The sequence below is a fragment of the Rubrivivax sp. A210 genome (assembly GCF_904426505.1).
Lineage (GTDB): Bacteria > Pseudomonadota > Gammaproteobacteria > Burkholderiales > Burkholderiaceae_C > Rubrivivax.
Genome location: NZ_CAJGBN010000001.1, coordinates 115510 through 136373, shown reverse-complemented (window position 1 = coordinate 136373; position 20864 = coordinate 115510). Strand labels below are relative to the sequence as shown.

Sequence of the window (20864 nt, the reverse complement as noted above, 5' to 3'; positions counted from 1 at the left end):
ATTCGCAGCATCATGACCCGCCGCATGACGCCCTCCACCGCACCGGATACGCCGCTGCATCCGGTACCCGATGGCATGGCCACGCCCGATGGCCGCTGCCTCTGCGTACCGGCAGCGGCCGGCGGCGTAGCGGCGGTCGAGGCCGAGACCGGGGCGCCGCGCTGGCGCCAGGACTCGGCACGGCTGGCCGTGCTGGCGCGCGAAGACCGCGTGCTCGTGCTGGAGCAGGACGGTTCCACGCTGAGGCCACGCTGGCTGGCGCTGGACGACGGCACGGCCCTGGGCCAGGCCGGACCGCCCTTGTTCGGAGCGGCGGGCAGCGAGGTCGAGATCGCAGCCGTCCTCTGGAGCGAAGGGCGGCTGCTGCTGGGCTGGCGTGACCTCAGGCCCGGTGGTACGGCCGCGGAGGGCGGTGCCTGCGCGCTGGACCCGGATCGGCTCGACCTGCCTGCTCGGCCCCAGGCCTTGCCGCCGATACCGCCCTGGCCGGGTACGCCCGCCGACCCACCCCTCGCCGCCATGGGCCAGCAGTCGGAAGCTTGGCGGGTGGCCGGCTTCGATCTGGGCCTTACGCTGGCCGGCGACCCCGCAAACCTGCGGCGCCTGGTGCTGCTGCGCCGCGAGGGTGCCAGGACCGACCGCATAGTGCTGATGGATGCGGCGCCGTCCGACCAAATACTGCACCGACCGTCGCCCGACGCCGGATTCATCGCCCTGCTGCACATTACGCCCGCAAGCGGTGGCTCGCGCTGGCGCTTCTTTGGCGCGCCCCACGGCGAGGCGCTGGGCCAGCTCGACAACGAGCTGGGCCTGTTCCCGCCCTTCTGCCGCGTTGGCCCGCTGGTTGTGGCGCGCCAGTTCGGACCGCGCATGAACAAGCGCGCGTTGCCCGGGGTCGAACTGCGGGCCTGGCGTCTGGCGGATGGCCAGCCCCTGTGGCGGCACGCCCTGTCCGGCGCAGTCAACTGAATCGACACCCAGCCATGACCGCCGAAACCGCCTTCCTCACCGACCTGGCCGCCCGCCTCGCGGCCTCCGGCCTGGTGCCGTCGCCGGCCCTGGTGGGCACGGCGCTGCCCTCGGGAGCCGCCGAACTGCCAGCCCTGGTGCTCTCGCTCGACGAGGTCAGGCGCCAGGGTGCAGGCCTGGGCGAAAGAGCCAGCCTCGTCAGCGGCGCGCTCGCGGTCACGGCTCGCATCGATCTGGCCAACCCGGTGCTGCCTGAAGAGCCGACTTTCCGCCTGCTCAGCGCCGACCGCCTGAGCCTGGTGCTGCCCCATGGCGGCTGGGTCAAGGCCGACGGCAGCGAGGGCTTCATGGCCTCGGCCGACCTGCAGGTCAATGTGGCCGGCGCCGCGCGCACAGTCGTCAATGCGCCGCCGGGCGCCACCGAGGTGCGCCCCGACGCCGCCATCGGCACCCTGGTCTTTGGCGCACCGCTGCCCGCAGCGGGCTTCGTCGAGGCCACCTACTTCGTCGGCCAGTGGGAGCGGCGGGTACAGCCCATCGCCGGCGTGCTGGTCGTCGATGTCCGCGCCAACTCGGCCGCCGACACCCAGGCCCTCAGTGACGCTCTGCTCGAAGTGCTGGACAGCGCCGCCGGCAGGCCTGCCGGCCTGCGCACGCTGGCGCCGCTGTCTCTGGGCGCGGTGGGCCGCGCCGATCCCACGCTGGCCGGCTCGCGCGGGCGGCTGCTGCGCCTGGCCTACGAGTACCAGCACATCGTCGACCGACCTGATTCCTCGGGCGGCGTGATCCGCCGCGTGCCCATCACCAGCCACCTGCTGGCCACCAGCGTCGAGCCCGCAAGCGGCGCGCTGATCACCACCCTCTTCACCGAGACCACCGAGACCAGCCCATGACGACCAAGCCTCACCCAGGCCGCGATGCGCGTCCACCGCCGGCGGGCGGCGTTCGTCCGCAGACCCCACACCCCGCCACTGAAGGAGAGACGCGATGAGCGAAGTGATCAGCGAGATGATCCTGCCCGGCACCTATATCGAGGTGCGTTCCGAAGGCCTGATCGGCGTTGGCGGCATCGCCGTCGGCAATATCGGTGTCGTCGGCACCGCCAACCGCGGGCCGCTGAACACGCCGGTCATCCTGGGCAGCTATGCCGAGGCCCAGGAGGCCTTCGGCAACTACGACCGTTTCAGCACCGAGGCCGGCGCCACGCCGCTGACGCTGACACGCACGCTGGAGCTGGTCTTCAAGGGCGGCGGCAGCACCGTCTATGCGGTGCGCGTGGCCAACCTGGCCGTGGGCGTGACGATGCAGACCATGAGTTGGCGCCTGCGCGACGCCGCGGACGCGACCCTCGTCACCCTCAACGCCACCTCGCCCGGCACCTGGGCCAATGCCATCGTCGCCAGCTTCACAGCCGGCGCTGCGGGCGCGGCGAGCACGCTGACTCTGGTGCTGGGCCGACTGAAGGAAACCTTCACCGGCACCAGCGCACAGGACTTCTTCGCCGCCATCCGCGACGGCAGCCGCCTCGTCTCGGTGGCCGCCCCCGCCGCCGCCGTCGCCGCCACGGCGGTGGCCAGCGTGGCCGCCGCGGCGGTGGCCGACATCGGCGGCCCCGACGGCGCCGCCGCCACCACCACCGAACTGGCCGCCGGGCTGGACGTGCTGGCCACCCAGCCGGTCAACATCGTCGTCGCCGGCGGCTTCAGCGCCCAGGACGGCGCCGCCACCATGCTGGCCCACCTCGAAGCCACCGAGAACGACGGCCGCGAACGCATCGGCGTGATGGGCACCTCCAGCAACGAACCGTCCACCCTGGTGACCAACGACGTGAGCCGCGGCAGCAATCCGCGCCTGGTGCTGGTGGCGCCGGGCATCAAGGCCGACGATGCGGCCCGCGTCGGCGAGGCCAACAAGCAGGTCACGCTGCCGGCTTCCTACGCCGCGGCCCTGGTGGCCGGCCGCCTGTCCACGCTGGCCAGCCACATCAGCCTCACCAACAAGGACCTGGCGGTCGACGCACTGGCGCGCGAGTACACGCGCGCCGAGCAGAAGAACCTGCTCAACAACCGCGTCATGCTGCTGGTGCCCAGCTTCGGCATCCGCGTGCTCAAGGGCATCACCACCGACACCGGCGCCTTCAAGCAGGTCTCGGTGCGGCGCATCGTCGACGAGGCCAAGGCCGGCGTGCGCCTGGGCTGCAACCCCTACATCGGCCGCCTCAACAACAGCCGCGTGCGCGCGGCGCTGAAGGCCACGCTGGACGGCTTCCTCTCGAGCATGGTGCTCGACGAGAAGCTGGTGGGCTACACCCTCGATGTGAGCGCGACGCGGGCGCAGGAGATCAACGGCCAGGCCATCGTCACGATGACGCTGCAGCCGACGTTCTCGATCGACTTCATCAAGGTCATCATGAATCTTTCCTGAACCGTCCACCTGAGCTGACACAAGGAGCACAACATCATGGGCACCAATGTATATCGCGGATCGGACGGCTCGATCGCGCTGGCCGTCGAATCCGGCCTCGAGGGCGACAAGGCCAAGGCCGTCAGCGAGGCCTACTCGCTCACCCCCATAGGCCGGGTCACCGGCGTCACGGTGCGCGTCACCAACGACGTCAGGCCCTTCCACGAACTCGGCCAGCGCTTCGCCACCGAGTTGCGCCCGGGCAACGTCAATGTCTACGGCACCATAGACCGCGCCTACATCAACGGCGCCCTGCTCAAGCTGATGCTGGGCGACGCCGCCGACAGCCGCCCGGCCGGCACCTTCGTCAGCCCCTCGTTCAACCTGAGCGTGCGGGTGGAGAACCCCTCGCTGCCCGGCACCGCCTCCACCGTCACGGTGATGGGCGTCAAGCTCGAGGAATGGAACTACGGCCTGCCGGAGGACGACTTCGCGATGGAGAAGGTCAACTTCCGCGCGCTGTGGGTCAAGGTCGAGGACGCGACCGCATGAGCTGCCGGTACGCATCGTGAGCACGCGCGCCCTCTCCGCCGACGACCTGCTGGCCGGCGCCCAGGCCACGCACCGCGTGAGCCTGCCCGCGGCCCTGCTGCCCGAGGGCGCGGCGCCCGGCCATGTGCTGCTGCGCCCGCTCACCGCGGCCCAGGTTCAGCGCGTGGCCCAGGCGTCGCGCGACGAGCGCCTGCTGGCCAGCGTGCTGATGGTGCGCGAGGCCCTGGTCGAGCCCAAGCTGGCTGTCGAGCAGGTGCAGGGGCTGTCGGCGGGGTTGCTGCAGTTCCTGCTCGGCGAGGTCAACCGCCTGTCGGGCCTTTCGATCGCCGACGACGATCTGGAACAAGCCATCAAGGCGCCGCTCACCCGCGCCTGCTTCGTGCTGGCGCGCGAATTCGGCTGGACGCCGGCCGAGTGCTCGGCCCTCACCGTCGGCCAGATCCTGCTCTACCTGGAAATGCTGGCCCGCGACGAGCGGCCCGCCAACGCTGCCGCACCGGCCGTGCGGCGCGCCGTCTGAAAGCCCGGCACTGACCATGACCTCCCCGCTGCACCCGCTGCTGTCCAAGCTCTGGCGCGACGCTGCCGCGCCAGCGCAGCAGCGCGCCGAGGCGGCGGGGGCGCAGGAGCAGCTGGAACGCCTGGGCAGCCCGCTGGGTGAGTTGCCCCTGCTCGCCGACCCGCTGACGGCCCTGACCCAGGCACCGCTGGCCATGGGCAGCCGGGCCGGGTTGGGCCTCGGTGCGGCGCTGGCCGCCTTGGCGGCGGCGCCCCCGGAGGCAGAGGGTGATGGCGACGGTGAGGACGCGGCTACGGCGGGGCGGCGCAGGCATGGCCTGCCAACCGCGCCCTTGGCTGCCATCCCTTCGCTGGCCGGCGCGGCGATGGCCAAGGCGCTGGCCGGCCTGGCGGACCCGCACCCCCCGCGGCGGCCGGTGGTGGCTCCTGCTGCGAAGCAGGCCCCCAGCCGCGCCGCCGCCGAGGCCCAGGAGACCCTGGTCGCTCGTTTTGAGCGCGCCGGGCTGGGCGCCGCCTTCACCCAGGCCCTGGCGCCCGCAGGCGGCCATTCGGTGCCATTCGGCGCCGCCGTGCATGCCGCCTTCAGCGAAGCCGGCCTGATCGGCCCCGGCGTACCCCGTGCCGAAGCCGCCTCGGCGCCGGCAGGCACCCGGTCCACGGCAACAAGCACCAGGCCGCGGGCCGTCAACGTTGCCACCGCGTCCGGCCCCGCCAGCGGCCTGGACCGCATCGAGTCGCTGCTGGAACTGCTGGGCAAGGGGCCGGCGCTGGGCAGCGCCTTGCAGTCCCTCGTCGCACAGGCGACGAGTCCCCTGGGTGCCGGTCTCGGTGCCGGTCTCGGTGTCGGGCTGGCTCCTGGTCTGGGCACCGGTCTGGGCTCGACCATGTCCAGCCAGTTTCCAGGGCTGGGCGGTGCCCGGCAGGCGCTGGCCGACGCAATGACTTCGGCCCCGCCGCGTCGGCCGCGGGCGGCAGAAGGCCCGGTCCGCGATGGCAGGGACCAGGCCCCTGCCCACGAAGTCGGCCAGTCGGCAAGCTCCGCAGCAGCCGGGGCGGCAGGCCTGGGCGCCGGCATCGCCGCAGGCATGGCGGCTGCAGCCTCCGGCCTGACGGGCCTGCGCGGCCTGGCGGCGCGCGCCGCCGCAGCGTCGGCAGCCGCCGCCAGCAATGCACCAGCCGCTGCCTCGCCTTCTGCGGGCGCATGGACCACCGCGCCGACGGCCGCCGCCAACGACGGCACGGCGGCAGAAGCCAGGGCCGGCGCCGCCGCCCCCTGCCCGGCCGCCGCCGAATCCGACGAGGCCCTGCTCGAACGCCTGGCGCGCGCACTGCGCCGCGAGGCCGAGCGCGACGGCATCGACCTGGGGGCCGTGCGCAGCTAGCGCGCGAGACATCCATGGCCCTCTCCCGCCCCTACGCCCGCCTCACCGTCGACGGCCAAGCGCTGGGCGCCGACGAATCCGGCCTCGTGCGCCTGAAACTCGCTCTGGCCGGCGACGGCGGCCACGACAGCGCCCAGCTCGTGTTGTGGCCGGGCTCGAAGTTCGCCGATGCGGCGCCGGGCGCGACGGTCACGATCGCCCTGGGCGAGCGCGACGACGAGACCGAGGTCTTTGCCGGCGAGTTGCAGGCGCGCAGCCAGCAGCCGCAGCAGGTGGTGCTGGACGCGCTGGCAGCCACCCTCGCGCTCAGCCGCGGCAGCAAGTCGCAGGCCTTCCTCAACCAGAGCGTGGCCGACATCGTGCGCGACCTCGCCGGCGAGGTGCAGATCGACCAGGCCCTGGCCACGCTCAAGCTGCCGGCCTGGCATGTCGACAACCGCCGGCCGCTGTGGCGCCATTTGCAGGATCTGGCGCGTCTGGTCGATGCCGACCTGTGCTCGGCGGCCGACGGCAGCCTGCGCTTCGTTCCCGCCGGCTCGCCGGCCGCGCCCACGCTGTTGCGCTACGGCGCCGACCTGCTGGACTGGCGCCTCAGCACGGTGGCCGAAGCCACGCCCGCGGCCGTGGCCGCGGCGGGCGCCGGTAGCGAGCAGGGCGAGGCGCGCTGGCACTGGTTGCGTCACGACCCGGTGGGCGCCGGTGCCGGCCCCACCCTGCTGCCCGCCGGCCTGGCCAGCAGCGACGGCGCCCAGGGCGTGGCCGACGGCCTGAGCGCCCGCGCCAAGAGATCTTCCGTGCGCGGCGAATTGCTGCTGCCCGGCCGGCCGGCCCTGCGCCCGGGCGACGTGGTTCAGCTGCAGGATCTGCCCGGCGGCGACCCCGGCGCCCTGCGCGTGCGCGCCGTGCTGCACACGCTGGACGGCGCCAGCGGCTTTCTGACGCGCCTGCGCGTGGAAGGTGCGCCTTCATGAGCACCGAAATCCTCGACACCCTGCGCGCCATCGTGCGCGACGAGCTGGCGCGGCAGCGCGGGCCCGAGCTGGGCGTGGTCACCGCCGTGTTCCCGCGTGCCGACGACGGCAGCGACGACAACCACCAGGTCGGCGTGCGCCTGGTCGCCACCGGGGTCGAGCTTCAGCATGTGGCGGTGGCCGTCGGCCGCCTCGGCCTGGCCTGCCTGCCCCAGGTGGGCGACACCGTGCTGGTGCTCTTCATCCAGGGCGAGCTGAACGCGCCGGTGGTGGTGGGCTCGCTCTACGACGCCCAGGTGCGCCCGCCCGTGGCCAAGGCTGGCGAGACGGTCTACATCCCCAGCGACGCCGGCGGCGACGCCTCGCTGCGCCGCGTCCATATCGAGCTGGGCAGCGATGTCACGCTGACGCTGGACGACGAGCACCTCACCGTCAAGCTCGGCGGCACCGAGCTGGTCGTCAACAAGGACGGCGATGTCGCCATCACCTCGGCGGCCAAGCTCACGATCAAGACTCAGGGCGATTTCAGCGTCGAGGCTAGCGGCAACATCGACCTCAAGGCCCAGGGCAATCTCAGTCTCTCAGGCGTGGCCACCAAGGTCGAGGGCCAGGGCAGCGCCCAGCTCAAGGCCCCGGCGATCACGCTGGGCGGCAACATCCAGTTCAGCCCCAGCTGAGCGGCAAGAGGACGAAGACCATGCCCGGCTCCCCCGTCTCCATAGGCTGCGCGGTGCTGCTCTCGCCCGGCGCCGCCGGGCCGCCCGACTCCGGTGTGATCTCCACCGTGCTGCAGGCCATCGCCACCGCCGGCGGCCAGCCCCTGGCCACCGCCGGCAGCCTGTGTCAGATGGTCAACAGCGTCTCGGGCGTGCCCTATGTGCTGCCCATCGGGCCGGGCGGCTCGACTTCGGTGCTGATCAACGGCCAGCCCCTGGTGCGCATGGGCGACATGATTCCCTCCGGCCCCGGCGTGCTCACCATCATCGGCCCGCCCGCCGCGCCCTACATCACCGACACCGGAGCGCCCTAGATGGCCCGCGAGATCCGCACTGCCGAATCGCTGGCCCCGGTGCTGGGCCGCGACCTGCTGCTGGACTACCGCTCCAGCAGCGGCTTCTGGGAGGACGCCGACCTCGACACCGTGCGCCGCGGCGGCGTGCGCGACATCGCCCTGGCCGACGGCCTGGCCGATTTCGAGCAGGCGCTGGCCAACCGCCTCAAGACGCGCAAGGGCGAACTCGCGCCGCTGGGCCACCCTGACTACGGCTCGCGCCACCACGAATTGATCGGCGAGCCCAATGTCGACCGCACCCGCCACCTGATCAAGCTTTATGTGCTGCAGGCCCTGCGCGACGAGCCCCGCATCGAGCGCGTGCTGGCCGTCGATGTCGCTGCCGACCACCAGCCGCCGCGCGAGACGGTGCGCATCACGCTGTCGCTGCGCGTGCAGGCGGTGTCACAGCCCCTCAACCTGGTGCTGCCCTTTTCCCTGGGTGTCTAGCCGGAGCGTGAATCCATGACCTACGCCGCAGAACCCTATGCCCAGTTCGTCGACGACCTGCTGTCATCGCTCACTGGCGGCGATGTGCGCGAGCAGTTCCGTTTCCTGCCCGAGCAGGCGCCCTACCGCCTGGCCGCCACGGCAGCGGTACTCGCGGGCAGCGTGCGCGTGGTCGGCCAGGTCGATGGCGCCTTCTTCCGTTTCCGTCCCCAGACCGATTTCGTGCTGGCGGCCGACAACACCATCACCTGGCGCACGCTGGATGGCGGCCCGGCCAAGGACGCCCGCTGGCCCGACGAGGGCAGCGCCTTCTATGCAGCCTACGAGCGCGCCGACGCCGAGCGCCTGCTCACCGACCGCAACGTGGGCAGCGTCACGCGGCTGCTGGCCGAGAGCTTTGCGCGCGATTTCGCGGTGCTGTCGCGCCAGCTCGAAGGCGTCTACCGCGCCGGCTTCGTCGAGACCGCCGAGGGCCGCGACCTGGATCAACTGGCGCGCCTGGTGGGCGTGCAGCGCCGCCAGCGCCTGGCCGCCAGCGGCAGCGTGGTGTTCGCGCGCAGCACGCCGGCGCCGGGCGACGTAACGATAGACGCCGGCACGCGGCTGTCCACGGCCGATGCGCCAGCGATGCAATTCGAGACCACCGAAGACCGCACGCTGCAGCGCGGCAATCTCTCGGTCGAAGTGCCGGTGGTGGCGCTCGAGCCCGGCGCCGCCGGCGTGGTGGCGGCCGGCGCCATCCGCGTCGTCAACCGGCCCATCCTCGGCATCGACAGCGTCGCCAACGCCCAGCCCACGCGCTTTGCCGGCGCCGACGAGAGCGACGCCCTGCTGCGCGCCCGCATCCAGCGCGCCCACGAAGGCGCCGGCCTGGCCACCACCGGCGCCCTGCTGTCGGCACTGACCAGCCTGCCCGGCCTGCGCGAGAAGGACGTGCGCATCGCCGAGGACTACCTGGCCCACCCGGGCGTGGTCAAGCTCACCGTGGCCCTGCCCGAGGCCGCCAGCGAAAGCGAGCGAACCACCACCGTGGCCCAGGCGGTGGCCCTGATCGAGCGCACGCGGCCGCTGGGCGTGCGCATCGAGCATGACATCGACGCCCCGCTGCCCCCCGGCACGGCCACGCCCGGCGGCGGCGTGGTGGCCGATGACGACGATGAGCCGGCCACGCTGGGCATCGCCGACACGGGGCTCAAGTTCCTGCCTGTCGATGTCAACGTCGAGCTGACCCCGGCCGCGCTGGCCCTGGCGCCCGAGGCGCGCGCCGAACTAGAGCGCCAGGGCAGCGATGTCGTCCAGGCCTTCATCGCCGAGGCCGGCATCGGCGAGGCTCTGGTCTACAACCGCCTCGTCGGCCAGCTCATCGCCCTGCCCGGCGTGCTCGACGTGGCGCTCGAGATCTGGCCGCAGAACGACCCCGCCAGCCCGCGCCGGCGCAATCTGCTGATGGACAACCCCACGGTGCGGCCGGTGGCCGGCGTCGTCGACGTGCAGATCGGCGGCTCGCTGATCATGCTCGACGTCACGGTGGACTTCACACTGCAGGGCGCCGGCCTGCTGGGCGACCCGGCCACGGCGCGCGAAGTGGCGCGCACCGAGGCCGCCACAAGGTTGAAGGACGGCGTCGCCGCACTGGCCACCGGCGCCGTGCTGAGCCCGGCCCTGCTCAAGAACCTGGTGCCCGAGACCGCCAGCTACACGCTGTCCGACCTGCACTACCAGGCCGAATACGTCGACGCCGGCGTGCGCCTGCACCAGCAGGACGTGCAAGTGCCGCTGTCGGGCCTGGAGCGGCTGTGGATACGCCGCGTCACGCTGGCCGGCAGCGTCTGAAGCCCAGCCATGCGCGCCACCCAGATCCTCTCGCGCTTTCCGGCCCACCTCGAGGCCGGCCGTCCCGGCAAGCTGCTGGGCACGGTGGTGCAGGCCGGCGCGCTGCAGCTCGATGTGCTGGCCGCCGCGCTGGCCGCGGTGCGGCGCTCGCACCGGCTGGGCGATGCGGATGAGCTGACCGACCTCTGGCGCCTGGCCGCGCTGCACGGCATGACTCTGGCCGAGTTCGAGGTGCTGATCGGCCGCTTCCGCCGTGCCGCCGAGTTGCAGAAGGCATTGGACACCGCGGCCGACGACGATGGCCGCGAGGCCGCCGCCCAAGACCTGGTGGCGCTGTGGGCGCCGCTCGCGGCCGAGGGCGGTGTGGACGTGCTGCCGCTCTTTGCCGACCCGGCCGCGCCGGCCGACGCCGCCCGCGCCGTGGCCCGTCTCTCGGCCCAGGCCGCCAAGGCGCTGCGCCGCGGGCGCCTGGCCGACGCGGTGCGCCGCCGCGTCGCCGAGGCCGCATCCATCCATCTCGAAGGCAATGGCACGGTGGGGGCCATGCTGCGGGGCGCCGCCGCGGCGCTGGATCTGCAACTCGGCGAGATCGTCCACAGCGCCGATCGCTACTGGCATGCAGCCCGCGTCAACGACACGCTGCGCCTGGCGCATGGCGTGCCGGCCGCCGGCGGCGAGGTCGACGAGACGCTGGAGCCGGCCGAAGAGCTGATCGGCATCGAAGAAAACCCGCTCTGGCGTGACAGCACCGACAACACGCCGCGCGCCCACGCCGAGCTTTTCACGCTCACGCGCCGCGGCTTCGAGCGCGCGCTGATGCAGGTGCGCATCACCGGCGAGCTCGACCACACCATAGGCCCGATGCTGGTCAACCGCGACGAGGGCCACGGCGTCGGCTTCGATGGCACGGTGCCAGCCGGTTCTGAGCTGGTCTTCAACGAGGACGGCCGCGTGCTGCTCGATGGCGCCGACGTCACCTCGCGCGCCTATGCCTGGCAGGGCGCCTCCTTTGCCGATGCGATAGCGCCCGCCGCTACCGACGCCGTCTTCCAGGGCGACACACCGGCCGCGGCGACGCCGGGCGGGGCGCGGCCGGCCAACTTTGCCGTCACCGTGCCGCTGGGCGCGCCGGCGGCCACTGCGCTCGACCGCGCGGCCGGCTTCCCTTCGGCCGGCGAGAGCCTGCCCATGCCGGGCATAGGCGTGGGCATCACGCGGCTGGCCTTCTTCGTGCAGCAGGCGCATTTCGCCTCGCTCGAACTGCCGGCGCCGCGCGGTGTGACGCCGCGCACCGGCGCCGCGCTCTTCGACGGTTCGGTCTTTGCCACCGCCACGCCACCCGGCACCACCGCGGCGCGCGTGGCACTGAGCTGGCAGGAGCACCGCGCCTTTGCCGCCCGGCTGCTGATCCCGCCGCGCTTTCGCGCCTGGCGCGCCGACGACGCCGAGGGCGTACTCACGCTGCAGGCGGTGGCACGCGCCGTCGAGCGCTTCCGCCCGCTGGGCGTGGCGCTGGCCGTCGAATACATCGAAGACCGCTGGACGCTGGGCGGCGGCACGCTGACCAGCGGCGAGGGCGACGATCCCATCGAGGCGCTGCGCGCCGGCACCCGGCTGTGGGCTGAGGCCCCGGTCTGACCCGAGGAGTGACCCCATGATTTTCGACCCTCCCTTCATCAAGAAGCTCGTCAACCCCGGCGAACCGCTCACCGCGCAGGCGTGGAATGACGTCGTCAACGCGCTGGGCCAGGTCCACACCTTCCTTGAGAACACCGAGGCCACGGCGCTCAAAGTGCAGATCAGCGCCGCCGGCGCCGACCTGGCCCAGGTGCGCGTCTCGGCGCTGCGCAGTGACGGCATCGCCTTCGATGCCGTGCCGCCGCTGCCGCCATCCACGCAGCACATGTTTCCGGGCTTGCGGCCGGGCAGCTACACGCTGCAGGTGTCGGCCACCGGCTTCCAGCCGGCGACGCTGAACGTCACCGTGCCCGAGGCGGGGGTGCAGGCAGTCGCGCTCAGCCCGAGCGGCGCCTTCATGCCATCGGTCTTCGGCCTCACGCTGGCCGAGGCACTGGCAGCGCTCGCCAATCTGCAGATCTCCGTGGCCCGCGTGCTCGACATCACCGGCAGCGACGTGCCGGTGGCCAACCCCGGCTCGCAGTTCGCCGACGCACGCGTGCTGATGCAGTTGCCGCTCTCCGGCACGGCGGTGCCGGTGGGTCAACAGGTGCAGCTGGTGGTGTCGGCCACCATCGCCGCCCAGGCCACGGTGGAGATTCCGCCGCTGGCCGGCCTCACGCTGGCCGAGGCGCAGAAGGCGCTCGACGGCATGGGCCTGGTGCTGGGCAAGGTCGTCACCAAGCAGACACGCGTGGCGCTCTGAGCACCGCCATTCCCGTTCACCCGCAGGAGATCAAGCATGGCCACACTGCCCACTTTCAATCAGATCAGCAAGAACCAGACTGTCTCGCTGGACCGCAGCCAGGTGGTGGTCGAGGTCGCTGCCCAGCCCGTGTTCGCCAAGGTGGTGCGCGAGGGCTTCCAGGTGCCTCCGGTCACCTTCAACCCGGCGGCGGCTGACTTCTTCCTGGACAATCTTGATGTGCTGCAGCCGCGCCAGACGCCGCGCGTGGTGGGCCAGAGCATCAAGCCGGGCACCAAGGTGAACGTGGGCACGGTGGTCGACCTGGTGCTGGCGCCGGCCAGCGTGATCCCCTTCAACATTTTCGAGAACGTCCACGCCGACCTGGCGCAGCGCAATGTCGGTGATCTGCTCGACGGCATGCTGGCCGACCCGGTGACGCGCCAGACCGTGCTCAAGTACGAGAAGGCCGAAGACGTTCCTCTGGCCGAACGCACGGCGCTGACCGAAAGTTTCGTGGCCGCGGACGTGCGCATCAACGACGCCGCCCCCACCACCAGCTTCACCGCCGCCTTCAATGCGGCGCGCGGCGCGCTGGCCTTCAAGTAACGAGCCACCGGCAATCGAAATGGCCGCCCCGTCAGCCGCCGTGACAGCCGTAAGCGGCTACGAGTCCTTCCTCGTCGGCGAGGTGGCGATGAGCTACCTCTACCCGATCGCGCTGTTCCAGGGCCGCAGCGAGACCACGCTCACGGTGGCGCTGCCACGCAATGCACTGGTCGACGAATGGAAGCTGCTGGTGCAGGCCAGGCGGGTCGACTCCACGCTGCTGCAGCAGGTGGCCCAGGTGCGCGCCTACGACACGACGACCAGCCACGAGCTGGTGGTCGATTTCGGCACCGCGCGCACGGTCAGCGGCATCAGCCTGCCCGGCGGCGCCCAGGTGAACATGGTCTTCGCCTGGCTGGGCACGCAGTTCTCACCCACGGCCGCCTTTGCAGCCACCGCCACCTCGAACGCCCTCTTCACCGAGGTGCGCACCGAGCGCCTGCGCGTCGTCATCTCGCGCCAACTGAACGGCGACGAGCTGGCCGCCGTCAGCCTGCGCCTGCCCGAGCCGCCCTCGGGCCTGACCATCAGCATCGATGGCGGCCAGCCGGTGTACCAGCACCCCGAGCCGGTGCAGCCGCGTGGCGACGTCTCCACGCCAGACGAGGCCGGCTGGGACAAGGATTCGCGCCGCATCGTTCCGCTGACGGCAGCGCTGGCGGCGCTGGCCGCCAATCCGCTGGGCGACGAGGCGCCGGCCAGCTTCCAGCTCACGCTGCGCACCGCCGTGCCTTGCGAGCTTTCACTGGCCACCTCGGGCACACCCAAGCTGCGCCGCATCCGCCGCCTGCGCTTCGGTGGCGAGACCAGCACCCGCAGCGATTTCGACAGCGAGGGCCGCATCGATCTGCCCATAGACCTGCCCTCGCCGCCCGGCCCCGGCCTGCGCCGCATCGACGAAGTTCGCTGGATCGCCGAGGCTGACCTGGCGGCCGAGCGCGTGCTGCCGCCGCTGGGGCCCGACGCGGCCCAGGCCAGCGGCACGCCGGTGCTGGCCGAGTTGCTGGTCGACTCCGGCCGCGCCGTCGCCGTTCGCCTGCCCCCGGGCAGCGGCCTGGCCACGCTGACGGCGCTGCGCCTGCCACTGGCTGTGGATGGCGACGGCGCCGAGGTGCGCGTGGTGCTGTGGTCGGCCGACCCTGTGGGCGGCGCCCCGCTGGCCGCCCTGCCGCAGGGTGCCAGCGAGCCTGTGACGCTGGCCGCGGCCGCGGCCTATGCCCCCGAGGCCTGGGTGCGCTTCGATTTCGCCCAGCCCCAGCCGCTGGCCGATGCCACCCTGCCCTGGATGGTGCTGGTGGTGGCACGCGGCAGCGCGCGCTGGGCGCTGGCGAGCGCCAGCGCCACTCCGGCCGACCCGCTCAACGCGCAGCTGCCACGCCGCGGGCCGCCCACCGGCCCCTTCAAGGCCCTGCCCCAACCGCTGCAGGATGCGGTCGGCCCCATCAATGCCCGCGCCCGCCTGCGCCTGGTCGGCCTGCCGCCCAAGGCTGCACCGATGGCGCCGCTTGAGCTGCAACTCGACGCCTCGCCCGCGGTGGCCGTGACCCCCACGGCCAAGGGCGCGGCCGGCACGCTGGCGCCCGCCGGCGGCATTGCCAGCGCCGCGCCGCAGTTGCGCCTGACCAGCCGCGTCGCGGGCAGCGTGACCTGGCGCGACATCGACGTCGTCTCCGACGTCTGATGAACCCGTGAACGAAACCAAGGACCAAGACCATGGCCGACGATGCACGCTCACAATTCGTTGAAGGCCTGCGCGTCACGGCCGAACATCTGCAGCATCTGCAGGACCGGCTGCGCGAATCGGTGGCCGACCTGCGCCGCACGGTGGGGCCGCGCCACATCGCCTGGGGCCTGCGTGTGCAGCTTGAGGGCGGCCAGGTGCAGGTGTCGCCCGGCGTCGCCTTCGCCGCCGGCGGCGTACGCCTGGCGCTGGACAGCACGGTCTCGCTGGGCGCGCCGCAATCCGAACAGCGCGTCGTGCTGCGCGCCAGCAATGGCGACCGCGCCGCGCTGCGCGTGGGCAATACGGCCACGGTCATCACGCTGTTGACCCAGGCCACGCTGGAAGCCGACGACGGCAGCGACCCCGGCCCCGACGCACTGGTGATCGCGCAAATGGTCGCGGGCGATGGTGGCCCACGGCCCAGCCAGGACGAGGCCTTGTTCGTTGCTGCAGGCGCCCACAGCCACAGCGGCGAGCACCGCCAGGACACCGACGGCCGCTGGTATTACGACGGCGCTCCGCTGGTCGGCAACGCCGGCCCGCCGGGGCCTGCGGGGCCGGCCGGGGACGCCGGCGCCATAGGCCCCGAGGGCCCGGCGGGTCCAGCCGGACCTGCGGGCGAACCGGGGCCGCAGGGATCGGGGGGCGAGGCCGGACCCCAGGGGCCTGCCGGTGACGCCGGGCCGCAAGGGCCGGTGGGTGAGACCGGGCCACAGGGCCCAGTCGGTGAAGCCGGTGCGCAAGGGCTTGCCGGCGAGGTCGGTCCTCCGGGGCCGGTGGGGGCAGCCGGCGCCGCTGGGCCGGTGGGTGAACCAGGACCGCAAGGCCCGGCGGGCGCGGACGGTGCTGCCGGCCAACCGGGGGCTGACGGCGCGCCAGGGCCGGCGGGACCGCAAGGGCCCGCCGGCGCTACTGGCCTTCAGGGCCCTCAGGGCCTGCAAGGCCCCGCGGGGCCGCAAGGCCTGCCCGGTGCATCCGGCGCACGCGGAGACATCGGCCCAGCCGGACCTGCCGGACCCGCCGGCCCCGCCGGAGCGATTGGCGCCGTCGGCGCCACCGGGCCTGCGGGCCAGCCCGGGGCCCAGGGTCTGACCGGGCCCGCAGGCCCCATTGGCCCTGTCGGTCCCACAGGCCTGTCAGGTCCGCCCGGGCCGCAGGGACTGCAGGGCCCACCCGGCGACCCGGCGGCGCTGGACTGGCCTTTCATTGCCCGCCTCAACTGGCCCCAGGGCCAGCGGCTGACGGTGGCCGCCGCGATGACGCTTCTGTCGCGCATCAACCTCACGCTGTCGGCGCCGCTGCTGCCCGAACTGCTCGAAACCCAGCCTCAGGCGGTGCAGGTCTGGTTCGAGACCGAGCCGCTGCTGGCCACCGGAGGCGTGGCCACCCAGCCGGGTGTGCTGCTGGCCGTGCATGGCTCGAGCAAACTGTCGCCGGCCAGCATCGACTGGGCCGCCTCCGACGACCGCGAACGCCTGCAGGCCCTGCTCGGCAGTTCGGGCCGGCTGATGCTGCGCGTTCACTGCGGCTTCCTGGCCGACACGCTCAAGCGGCCCTTCTCCTCGTCGCTGGTGGCCTTGACCGGCTTCGACCAGCCACGCGTGCCGGCCGGTGTCTTCGAGGCCTGGTGCTTTGTGCCGCGCCCCTCAGCCCCGCCGGTGCTGGTGGCCGGCCCGGCCGCAGGGACGGTGATCACAAGGACCACCGCAACCACCCCGGTACGGCCGACGACGGCGCCGACGCCGGCTCCGCGCGCCCGTCGCCCCAAGAACGGCTGAGCTCGCCCTCAAACGCCCAGGAAGGCCGCCAGTTCGGCGCTGTCGGCCAAGTCCTGGGCGGCGCCGGCCAGCACCACGCGGCCCTTCTGCAGCACGAGGGCGTGGTCGCTGTGGGCCAGCACCTTGCGGTAGTCGCGGTCGACGATGAGCGTGGCAATGCCGTCGTCGCGGATCGAGGCTATGACGCGCCAGATCTCGGCCACGATCAGCGGCGCCAGGCCCTCGGTGGCCTCGTCCAGGATGATCAACTCGGGCTGGGTCATCAGCGCGCGGCCTATCGACAGCATCTGCTGCTCGCCGCCCGAGAGCTGGCTGCCGAGATGGCCCATGCGCTCGGCCAGGCGCGGAAAGGTCTGCAGCACGCGCGCCATGTCCCAGCCGCGGGCCGCGGGCCGGCCCGCCTGGGCCGGCGTGCGCGCGGCCATCACCAGGTTTTCGCGCACCGTCAGGTTGGGGAAGACGCCGCGGCCCTCGGGCACATAGGCGACGCCGCGGCGCGCCATCTCGTGCGGACGCGCCCGCGAGAGATCGGCGCCGAGGACGGCGATATGTCCCTCGCGCTGCGCGACATGGCCCAGCAGCGTGCGGATCAGCGTGCTCTTGCCCATGCCGTTGCGCCCCAGCAGGCCCACGGTCTGGCCGCGGTGGATGGCGAGATCGATGCCGTGCAGCACATGGCTCGATCCATACCAGGCGTGGATGGCGCTGGCTTCGAGGAAGAGTTCCGGCGCCACCATCTCAATGCCCGCCCAGATAAGCCGCCTGCACCTCGGCACTGCTGCGCACGGCCTGCGGCGTGTCCGAGGCGATGACGGCGCCGTTGACCATCACGGTGATGCGATCGGCCACGCGGAAGACGGCGTCCATGTCATGTTCCACCAGCAGGATGGCGTGGCCGGCGCGCAGTTCGGCCAGCAGGGCCAGCATGCGCTCGGTCTCCTCGGCGCCCATGCCGGCCAGGGGCTCGTCGAGCAGCAACACCTGGGGCGCGGTGGCCAGGCACATGGCAATCTCGAGCTGGCGCTTCTGGCCATGGCTCAGCAGGCCGGCCTCGCGATCCAGCAGGTGCTGCAGCCCCGCACGCACCGCCGCCTCATGGGCCACCGGCACGCTGTCGGGGCAGCGCGACGCGTCCTGCCACCACCGCCAAGGCCGGGGCTTGCGCGCCTGGGCTGCGAGGCGGCAGTTCTCCAGCACGGTGAAGTTGGGGAAGACGGTGGTGCGCTGGTAGCTGCGGCCGAGACCGGCGCGGGCACGCCGCGGCTGGCTCCAGCCGGTGACGTCCTGGCCCAGCAGTTCCACCCGGCCCTCGGACGGCGGGATCTCGCCCGAGAGCATGTTGATCAGCGTCGACTTGCCGGCGCCATTGGTGCCGATGACCGCGTGTACCGTGCCGCGTTCGAGTTCCAGCGTGACGCGGCTGACGGCGGTGAGCCCGCCCCAGCGCCGCGTGAGCCCGCTGCCGCGCAACAGCACCTCACCGCTCACGGCTGATCCTCCGCCTCGGCGCGACCTGCAGTGCGTTCGCGGCGCTCGCGCCACTGCCCGGGCAGGCCCACCAGGCCGCGGGGCAGCAGGGCCACACTGGCGATGATGGAAAGGCCCAGGCCCAGCTGCCAGTGCTTGGCAAAGGCACCGAACACTGCCTCGGACTTGAAGAATTCCTGCAGCAGCGCAAAGGCGAAGGCGCCGACCAGCGCACCGCGCAGATGGCCGATGCCGCCCAGGATGATCATGATCAGCACCGCGCCGCTGAAGTGCCAGCTCATCAGCTCCGGATTGACGAAGCCATCCTTCACCGCGAACAGAAAGCCGGCCAGGCCGGCGATGGCGCCCGAAATCGTGAAGGCGGCCAGCTTGTAGGGGTAGGTGGCAAAGCCGGTGGCGCGCATGCGCTGTTCGCTGGCGCGTATGCCGGCCAGCGCCCGCCCGAAGCGTGAGCGTGACAGCAGGGCCAGGAAGCCGAACACCACCACCAATGCGGCCAGCGTGAAGGCATACAGCACGAGCGGGCGATCAAGATCGAGCCAGCGCCCCAGCACCGGCTTGGCCGTGAGGTAGATGCCATCGGTGCCGCCGCCCAGCGGCGTGTCGTGCACCACGTAATAGGCCATCTGCGCAAAGGCCAGCGTGACCATGATGAAGTACACGCCGCGCGTGCGCAGCGAGAGCGCGCCCACCGCCAGCGCATACAGCGCCGCCGCGCCCACCGCCGCCGGCAGCAGCCAGGCCAGGCCGGCCGGCCCGTCGGCCGGCGAGAGCAGCACGGCCGCATAGGCGCCGATGCCGAAGAAGGCGGCCTGGCCGAAGCAGACCAGGCCGACGCCGCCCACCAGCAATTCGAGGCTGAGGGCGAAGATCGCAAAGACCATGATCTTGCTCACCAGGTCGATGCCGAAGCTGCCCGCCACCAGCGGGTAGGCCGCCAGGAGCGCAAAGGCTGCGGCGACGAAGGCGAGCTTGGAGGCTGAGACGCGGCCCATGACCTCAGGCCGCCTTGAAGAGGCCGTCCGGCCGCCACAGCAGGATCAGCGCCATCAGCACATAGACCAGCACGCCGGCCGCCTGCGGCAGCAGCACCTTGCCGAAGGTGTCGACCAGGCCGATCAGCAGCGCCGCCACCAGGGCGCCACGTATCGAGCCTATGCCGCCGATCACCACCACGACGAAGCAGATGATGAGCACGCCGTTGCCCATGCCCGGGTAGACGCTGCTCACCGGCGCCGCCACCATGCCGGCCAGGGCCGCCAGCGCCACGCCGGCGGCAAAGACGACGCGGTAGAGGAACTGGATGTCGACACCCAGGCTCTGCACCATCTCGCGGTTGCTGCTGCCGGCGCGGATCATCATGCCCAGCCGCGTGCGCGTGAACACGAAGTACATGCCCAGCGCCAGCACGACGCACACCGCCGAGATGAAGAGGCGGTAGACCGGGTAGCTCATCATCTCGCCCAGCGGCAGCGAGCCCGACAGCCATTCCGGCGCCTTGACGCCGTGCACATCGTCACCGACGAGCAGGCTGCGCAGTTCCTCGAAGACCAGGATCAGGCCATAGGTCATCAGCACCTGCTGCAGGTGCTCGCGCTCGTAGAGAAAGCTGTAGAAGGCCCATTCGAGCAGATAGCCCAGCAGCACGGCCAGCACCAGGCCCAGGGCCAGCATGACGAAGAAACCGCCGCCCAGGCGCGTGGCCACCAGCGGTGACAGCGCATAGGCCATGTAGGCGCCGATCATGTAGAAGCTGCCGTGCGCCAGGTTGATGACGCCCATGATGCCGAAGATCAGCGTCAGCCCCGAGGCCACCAGAAACAGCAGCAGCCCGTACTGCAGCGCGTTCAGGCACTGGATGAGGAAGGTGGCGAGGTCCAAGGGAAAGTTCTCTGTGGCGGCGGCCGGCGGTGACGGGTGCCCGGCGGAAGGCGCGCATTGTGGCGCGGCCGCGGTGGCGGTCTTCAGGCCCCGTCGGGTGTAGGGGGGTGGTCGCGGTGGAAGGCGATGATGGCCGCGATCAGCGCCTGCTCCTGGTCACGCTGGGGCGAATGGCCGCAGTGCGCCAGTTCCAGCAGCCGCGTCTGCGGCAGGCGGCGCGCGATGCCGCGGACCTGCGCGAGCGTGCCGTACTCGTCGTCCAAGCCCTGCACGGCCAGCAACGGGCAGGTGATGGCGGCAATCTCGTCCTCGATCGACCAGTGCCTGAAGGGCGGGTGCAGCCAGATGCGGTTCCAGCCCCAGAAGGCCGAATCGGGATCGTCGTGGTAGCGGGCCAGGCGCTGGCGCAGGTCGGTCTGCAGATAGGCCTGGCGTGCCAGCTCGATGCTGGCCAGCGACAAGTCCTCGACCATGATGTGCGGCGCCAGCACCACCACGCCGGCCACGGCATGGCGGGCTGCATGCAGCAGCGCAATGGAGCCGCCGTCGCTGTGGCCCAGCAGCCAGGGGGGTTCGGCAGCCGCATCGATGGCGAGCGCCTGCAGCAGGGCCGGCAACACCTCATCGGCCTGGCGGTGCAGGAAGTCGATGTCCCAGGCCTCTTCGGCGGCGCGCGGCGTCGAGCGGCCATAGCCGGGGCGTGAATAGACCAGGCCGCGGCAGCCCAGGGCCTCGCAAAGCCGGGCCGGAAACTCCTTCCACATCGCCAGCGACCCCAGGCCCTCGTGCAGAAAGACGAAGAGCGGCGCAGCGCGGCGCTCGGGCGCAATCCATTCGTGCTCGATGTTGACCGGGCGACCGCGCCAGGCGATGCCAACGAAGTCGACGGCCAT

At 72.1% G+C, this 20864-nt stretch carries 21 protein-coding genes; 16 read left to right on the top strand and 5 right to left on the bottom strand.

Annotated features, from left to right (window positions below):
- Nucleotides 1-24 precede the first annotated feature (24 nt).
- The 16 genes from JMV16_RS00635 (at nucleotide 25) to JMV16_RS24475 (ending at nucleotide 16602) form a co-directional block, all read left to right on the top strand.
- Nucleotides 25-969 (top strand): PQQ-binding-like beta-propeller repeat protein, encoded by a 945-nt coding sequence (locus JMV16_RS00635; protein ID WP_201492224.1) that lies wholly within the window; start codon nucleotides 25-27, stop codon nucleotides 967-969.
- Between the two features lie 14 nt (nucleotides 970-983).
- Nucleotides 984-1862: a hypothetical protein gene (locus JMV16_RS00630; protein ID WP_201492223.1), complete on the top strand. Its 879-nt coding sequence runs from the start codon at nucleotides 984-986 to the stop codon at nucleotides 1860-1862.
- A 94-nt stretch (nucleotides 1863-1956) separates the two neighbouring features.
- Nucleotides 1957-3393 carry a phage tail sheath C-terminal domain-containing protein gene (locus JMV16_RS00625; protein ID WP_201492222.1) on the top strand — a complete coding sequence of 479 codons (1437 nt, stop codon included), beginning with the start codon at nucleotides 1957-1959 and terminating at the stop codon, nucleotides 3391-3393.
- A 36-nt stretch (nucleotides 3394-3429) separates the two neighbouring features.
- On the top strand, nucleotides 3430-3924 hold the full coding sequence (locus tag JMV16_RS00620; RefSeq protein WP_201492221.1) for a hypothetical protein: 495 nt from the start codon (nucleotides 3430-3432) through the stop codon (nucleotides 3922-3924).
- A gap of 16 nt (nucleotides 3925-3940) precedes the next feature.
- Nucleotides 3941-4444: a hypothetical protein gene (locus tag JMV16_RS00615; RefSeq protein ID WP_201492220.1), complete on the top strand. Its 504-nt coding sequence runs from the start codon at nucleotides 3941-3943 to the stop codon at nucleotides 4442-4444.
- A 16-nt stretch (nucleotides 4445-4460) separates the two neighbouring features.
- Nucleotides 4461-5825, top strand: a complete 1365-nt coding sequence (locus tag JMV16_RS00610; RefSeq protein ID WP_201492219.1) for a hypothetical protein — start codon at nucleotides 4461-4463, stop codon at nucleotides 5823-5825.
- Between the two features lie 14 nt (nucleotides 5826-5839).
- Nucleotides 5840-6796 carry a phage late control D family protein gene (locus JMV16_RS00605; protein WP_201492218.1) on the top strand — a complete coding sequence of 319 codons (957 nt, stop codon included), beginning with the start codon at nucleotides 5840-5842 and terminating at the stop codon, nucleotides 6794-6796.
- Complete coding sequence (locus JMV16_RS00600) at nucleotides 6793-7473, top strand: phage baseplate assembly protein V (protein ID WP_201492217.1); 681 nt, start codon at nucleotides 6793-6795, stop codon at nucleotides 7471-7473. Before JMV16_RS00605 ends, JMV16_RS00600 begins: the two co-directional genes overlap by 4 nt.
- Nucleotides 7474-7493: 20 nt before the next feature.
- Nucleotides 7494-7826: a hypothetical protein gene (locus JMV16_RS00595; protein ID WP_201492216.1), complete on the top strand. Its 333-nt coding sequence runs from the start codon at nucleotides 7494-7496 to the stop codon at nucleotides 7824-7826.
- Nucleotides 7827-8297 (top strand): GPW/gp25 family protein, encoded by a 471-nt coding sequence (locus tag JMV16_RS00590; RefSeq protein ID WP_201492215.1) that lies wholly within the window; start codon nucleotides 7827-7829, stop codon nucleotides 8295-8297.
- A 15-nt stretch (nucleotides 8298-8312) separates the two neighbouring features.
- On the top strand, nucleotides 8313-10130 hold the full coding sequence (locus JMV16_RS00585; protein ID WP_201492214.1) for a baseplate J/gp47 family protein: 1818 nt from the start codon (nucleotides 8313-8315) through the stop codon (nucleotides 10128-10130).
- Between the two features lie 9 nt (nucleotides 10131-10139).
- The gene (locus JMV16_RS00580; protein ID WP_201492213.1) at nucleotides 10140-11768 is read left to right on the top strand and encodes a hypothetical protein; all 1629 of its coding nucleotides are present in this window, start codon (nucleotides 10140-10142) and stop codon (nucleotides 11766-11768) included.
- Between the two features lie 16 nt (nucleotides 11769-11784).
- Nucleotides 11785-12513 carry a PASTA domain-containing protein gene (locus tag JMV16_RS00575; protein ID WP_201492212.1) on the top strand — a complete coding sequence of 243 codons (729 nt, stop codon included), beginning with the start codon at nucleotides 11785-11787 and terminating at the stop codon, nucleotides 12511-12513.
- Between the two features lie 36 nt (nucleotides 12514-12549).
- Nucleotides 12550-13101, top strand: coding sequence for a hypothetical protein (locus JMV16_RS00570; RefSeq protein ID WP_201492211.1), 552 nt, complete (start codon nucleotides 12550-12552; stop codon nucleotides 13099-13101).
- A 19-nt stretch (nucleotides 13102-13120) separates the two neighbouring features.
- A complete protein-coding gene (locus tag JMV16_RS00565; protein ID WP_201492210.1) occupies nucleotides 13121-14782 on the top strand; it encodes a hypothetical protein in 1662 nt (553 codons plus the stop codon).
- Between the two features lie 32 nt (nucleotides 14783-14814).
- Complete coding sequence (locus JMV16_RS24475; protein ID WP_201492209.1) at nucleotides 14815-16602, top strand: collagen-like protein; 1788 nt, start codon at nucleotides 14815-14817, stop codon at nucleotides 16600-16602.
- Nucleotides 16603-16610: 8 nt separating this feature from the next.
- Here JMV16_RS24475 and JMV16_RS00555 read toward each other — a convergent pair whose 3' ends face one another.
- The 5 genes from JMV16_RS00555 to JMV16_RS00535 form a co-directional block, all read right to left on the bottom strand.
- Nucleotides 16611-17339, bottom strand: a complete 729-nt coding sequence (locus JMV16_RS00555) for an ABC transporter ATP-binding protein (protein ID WP_201492208.1) — start codon at nucleotides 17337-17339, stop codon at nucleotides 16611-16613.
- Between the two features lies 1 nt (nucleotide 17340).
- Nucleotides 17341-18090 (bottom strand): ABC transporter ATP-binding protein, encoded by a 750-nt coding sequence (locus JMV16_RS00550; RefSeq protein WP_236580291.1) that lies wholly within the window; start codon nucleotides 18088-18090, stop codon nucleotides 17341-17343.
- Nucleotides 18087-19085 carry a branched-chain amino acid ABC transporter permease gene (locus JMV16_RS00545; protein ID WP_201492207.1) on the bottom strand — a complete coding sequence of 333 codons (999 nt, stop codon included), beginning with the start codon at nucleotides 19083-19085 and terminating at the stop codon, nucleotides 18087-18089. Before JMV16_RS00545 ends, JMV16_RS00550 begins: the two co-directional genes overlap by 4 nt.
- A 4-nt stretch (nucleotides 19086-19089) precedes the next feature.
- Nucleotides 19090-19971: a branched-chain amino acid ABC transporter permease gene (locus tag JMV16_RS00540; RefSeq protein ID WP_201492206.1), complete on the bottom strand. Its 882-nt coding sequence runs from the start codon at nucleotides 19969-19971 to the stop codon at nucleotides 19090-19092.
- Nucleotides 19972-20054: 83 nt separating this feature from the next.
- Nucleotides 20055-20864, bottom strand: coding sequence for an alpha/beta fold hydrolase (locus JMV16_RS00535; protein ID WP_201492205.1), 810 nt, complete (start codon nucleotides 20862-20864; stop codon nucleotides 20055-20057).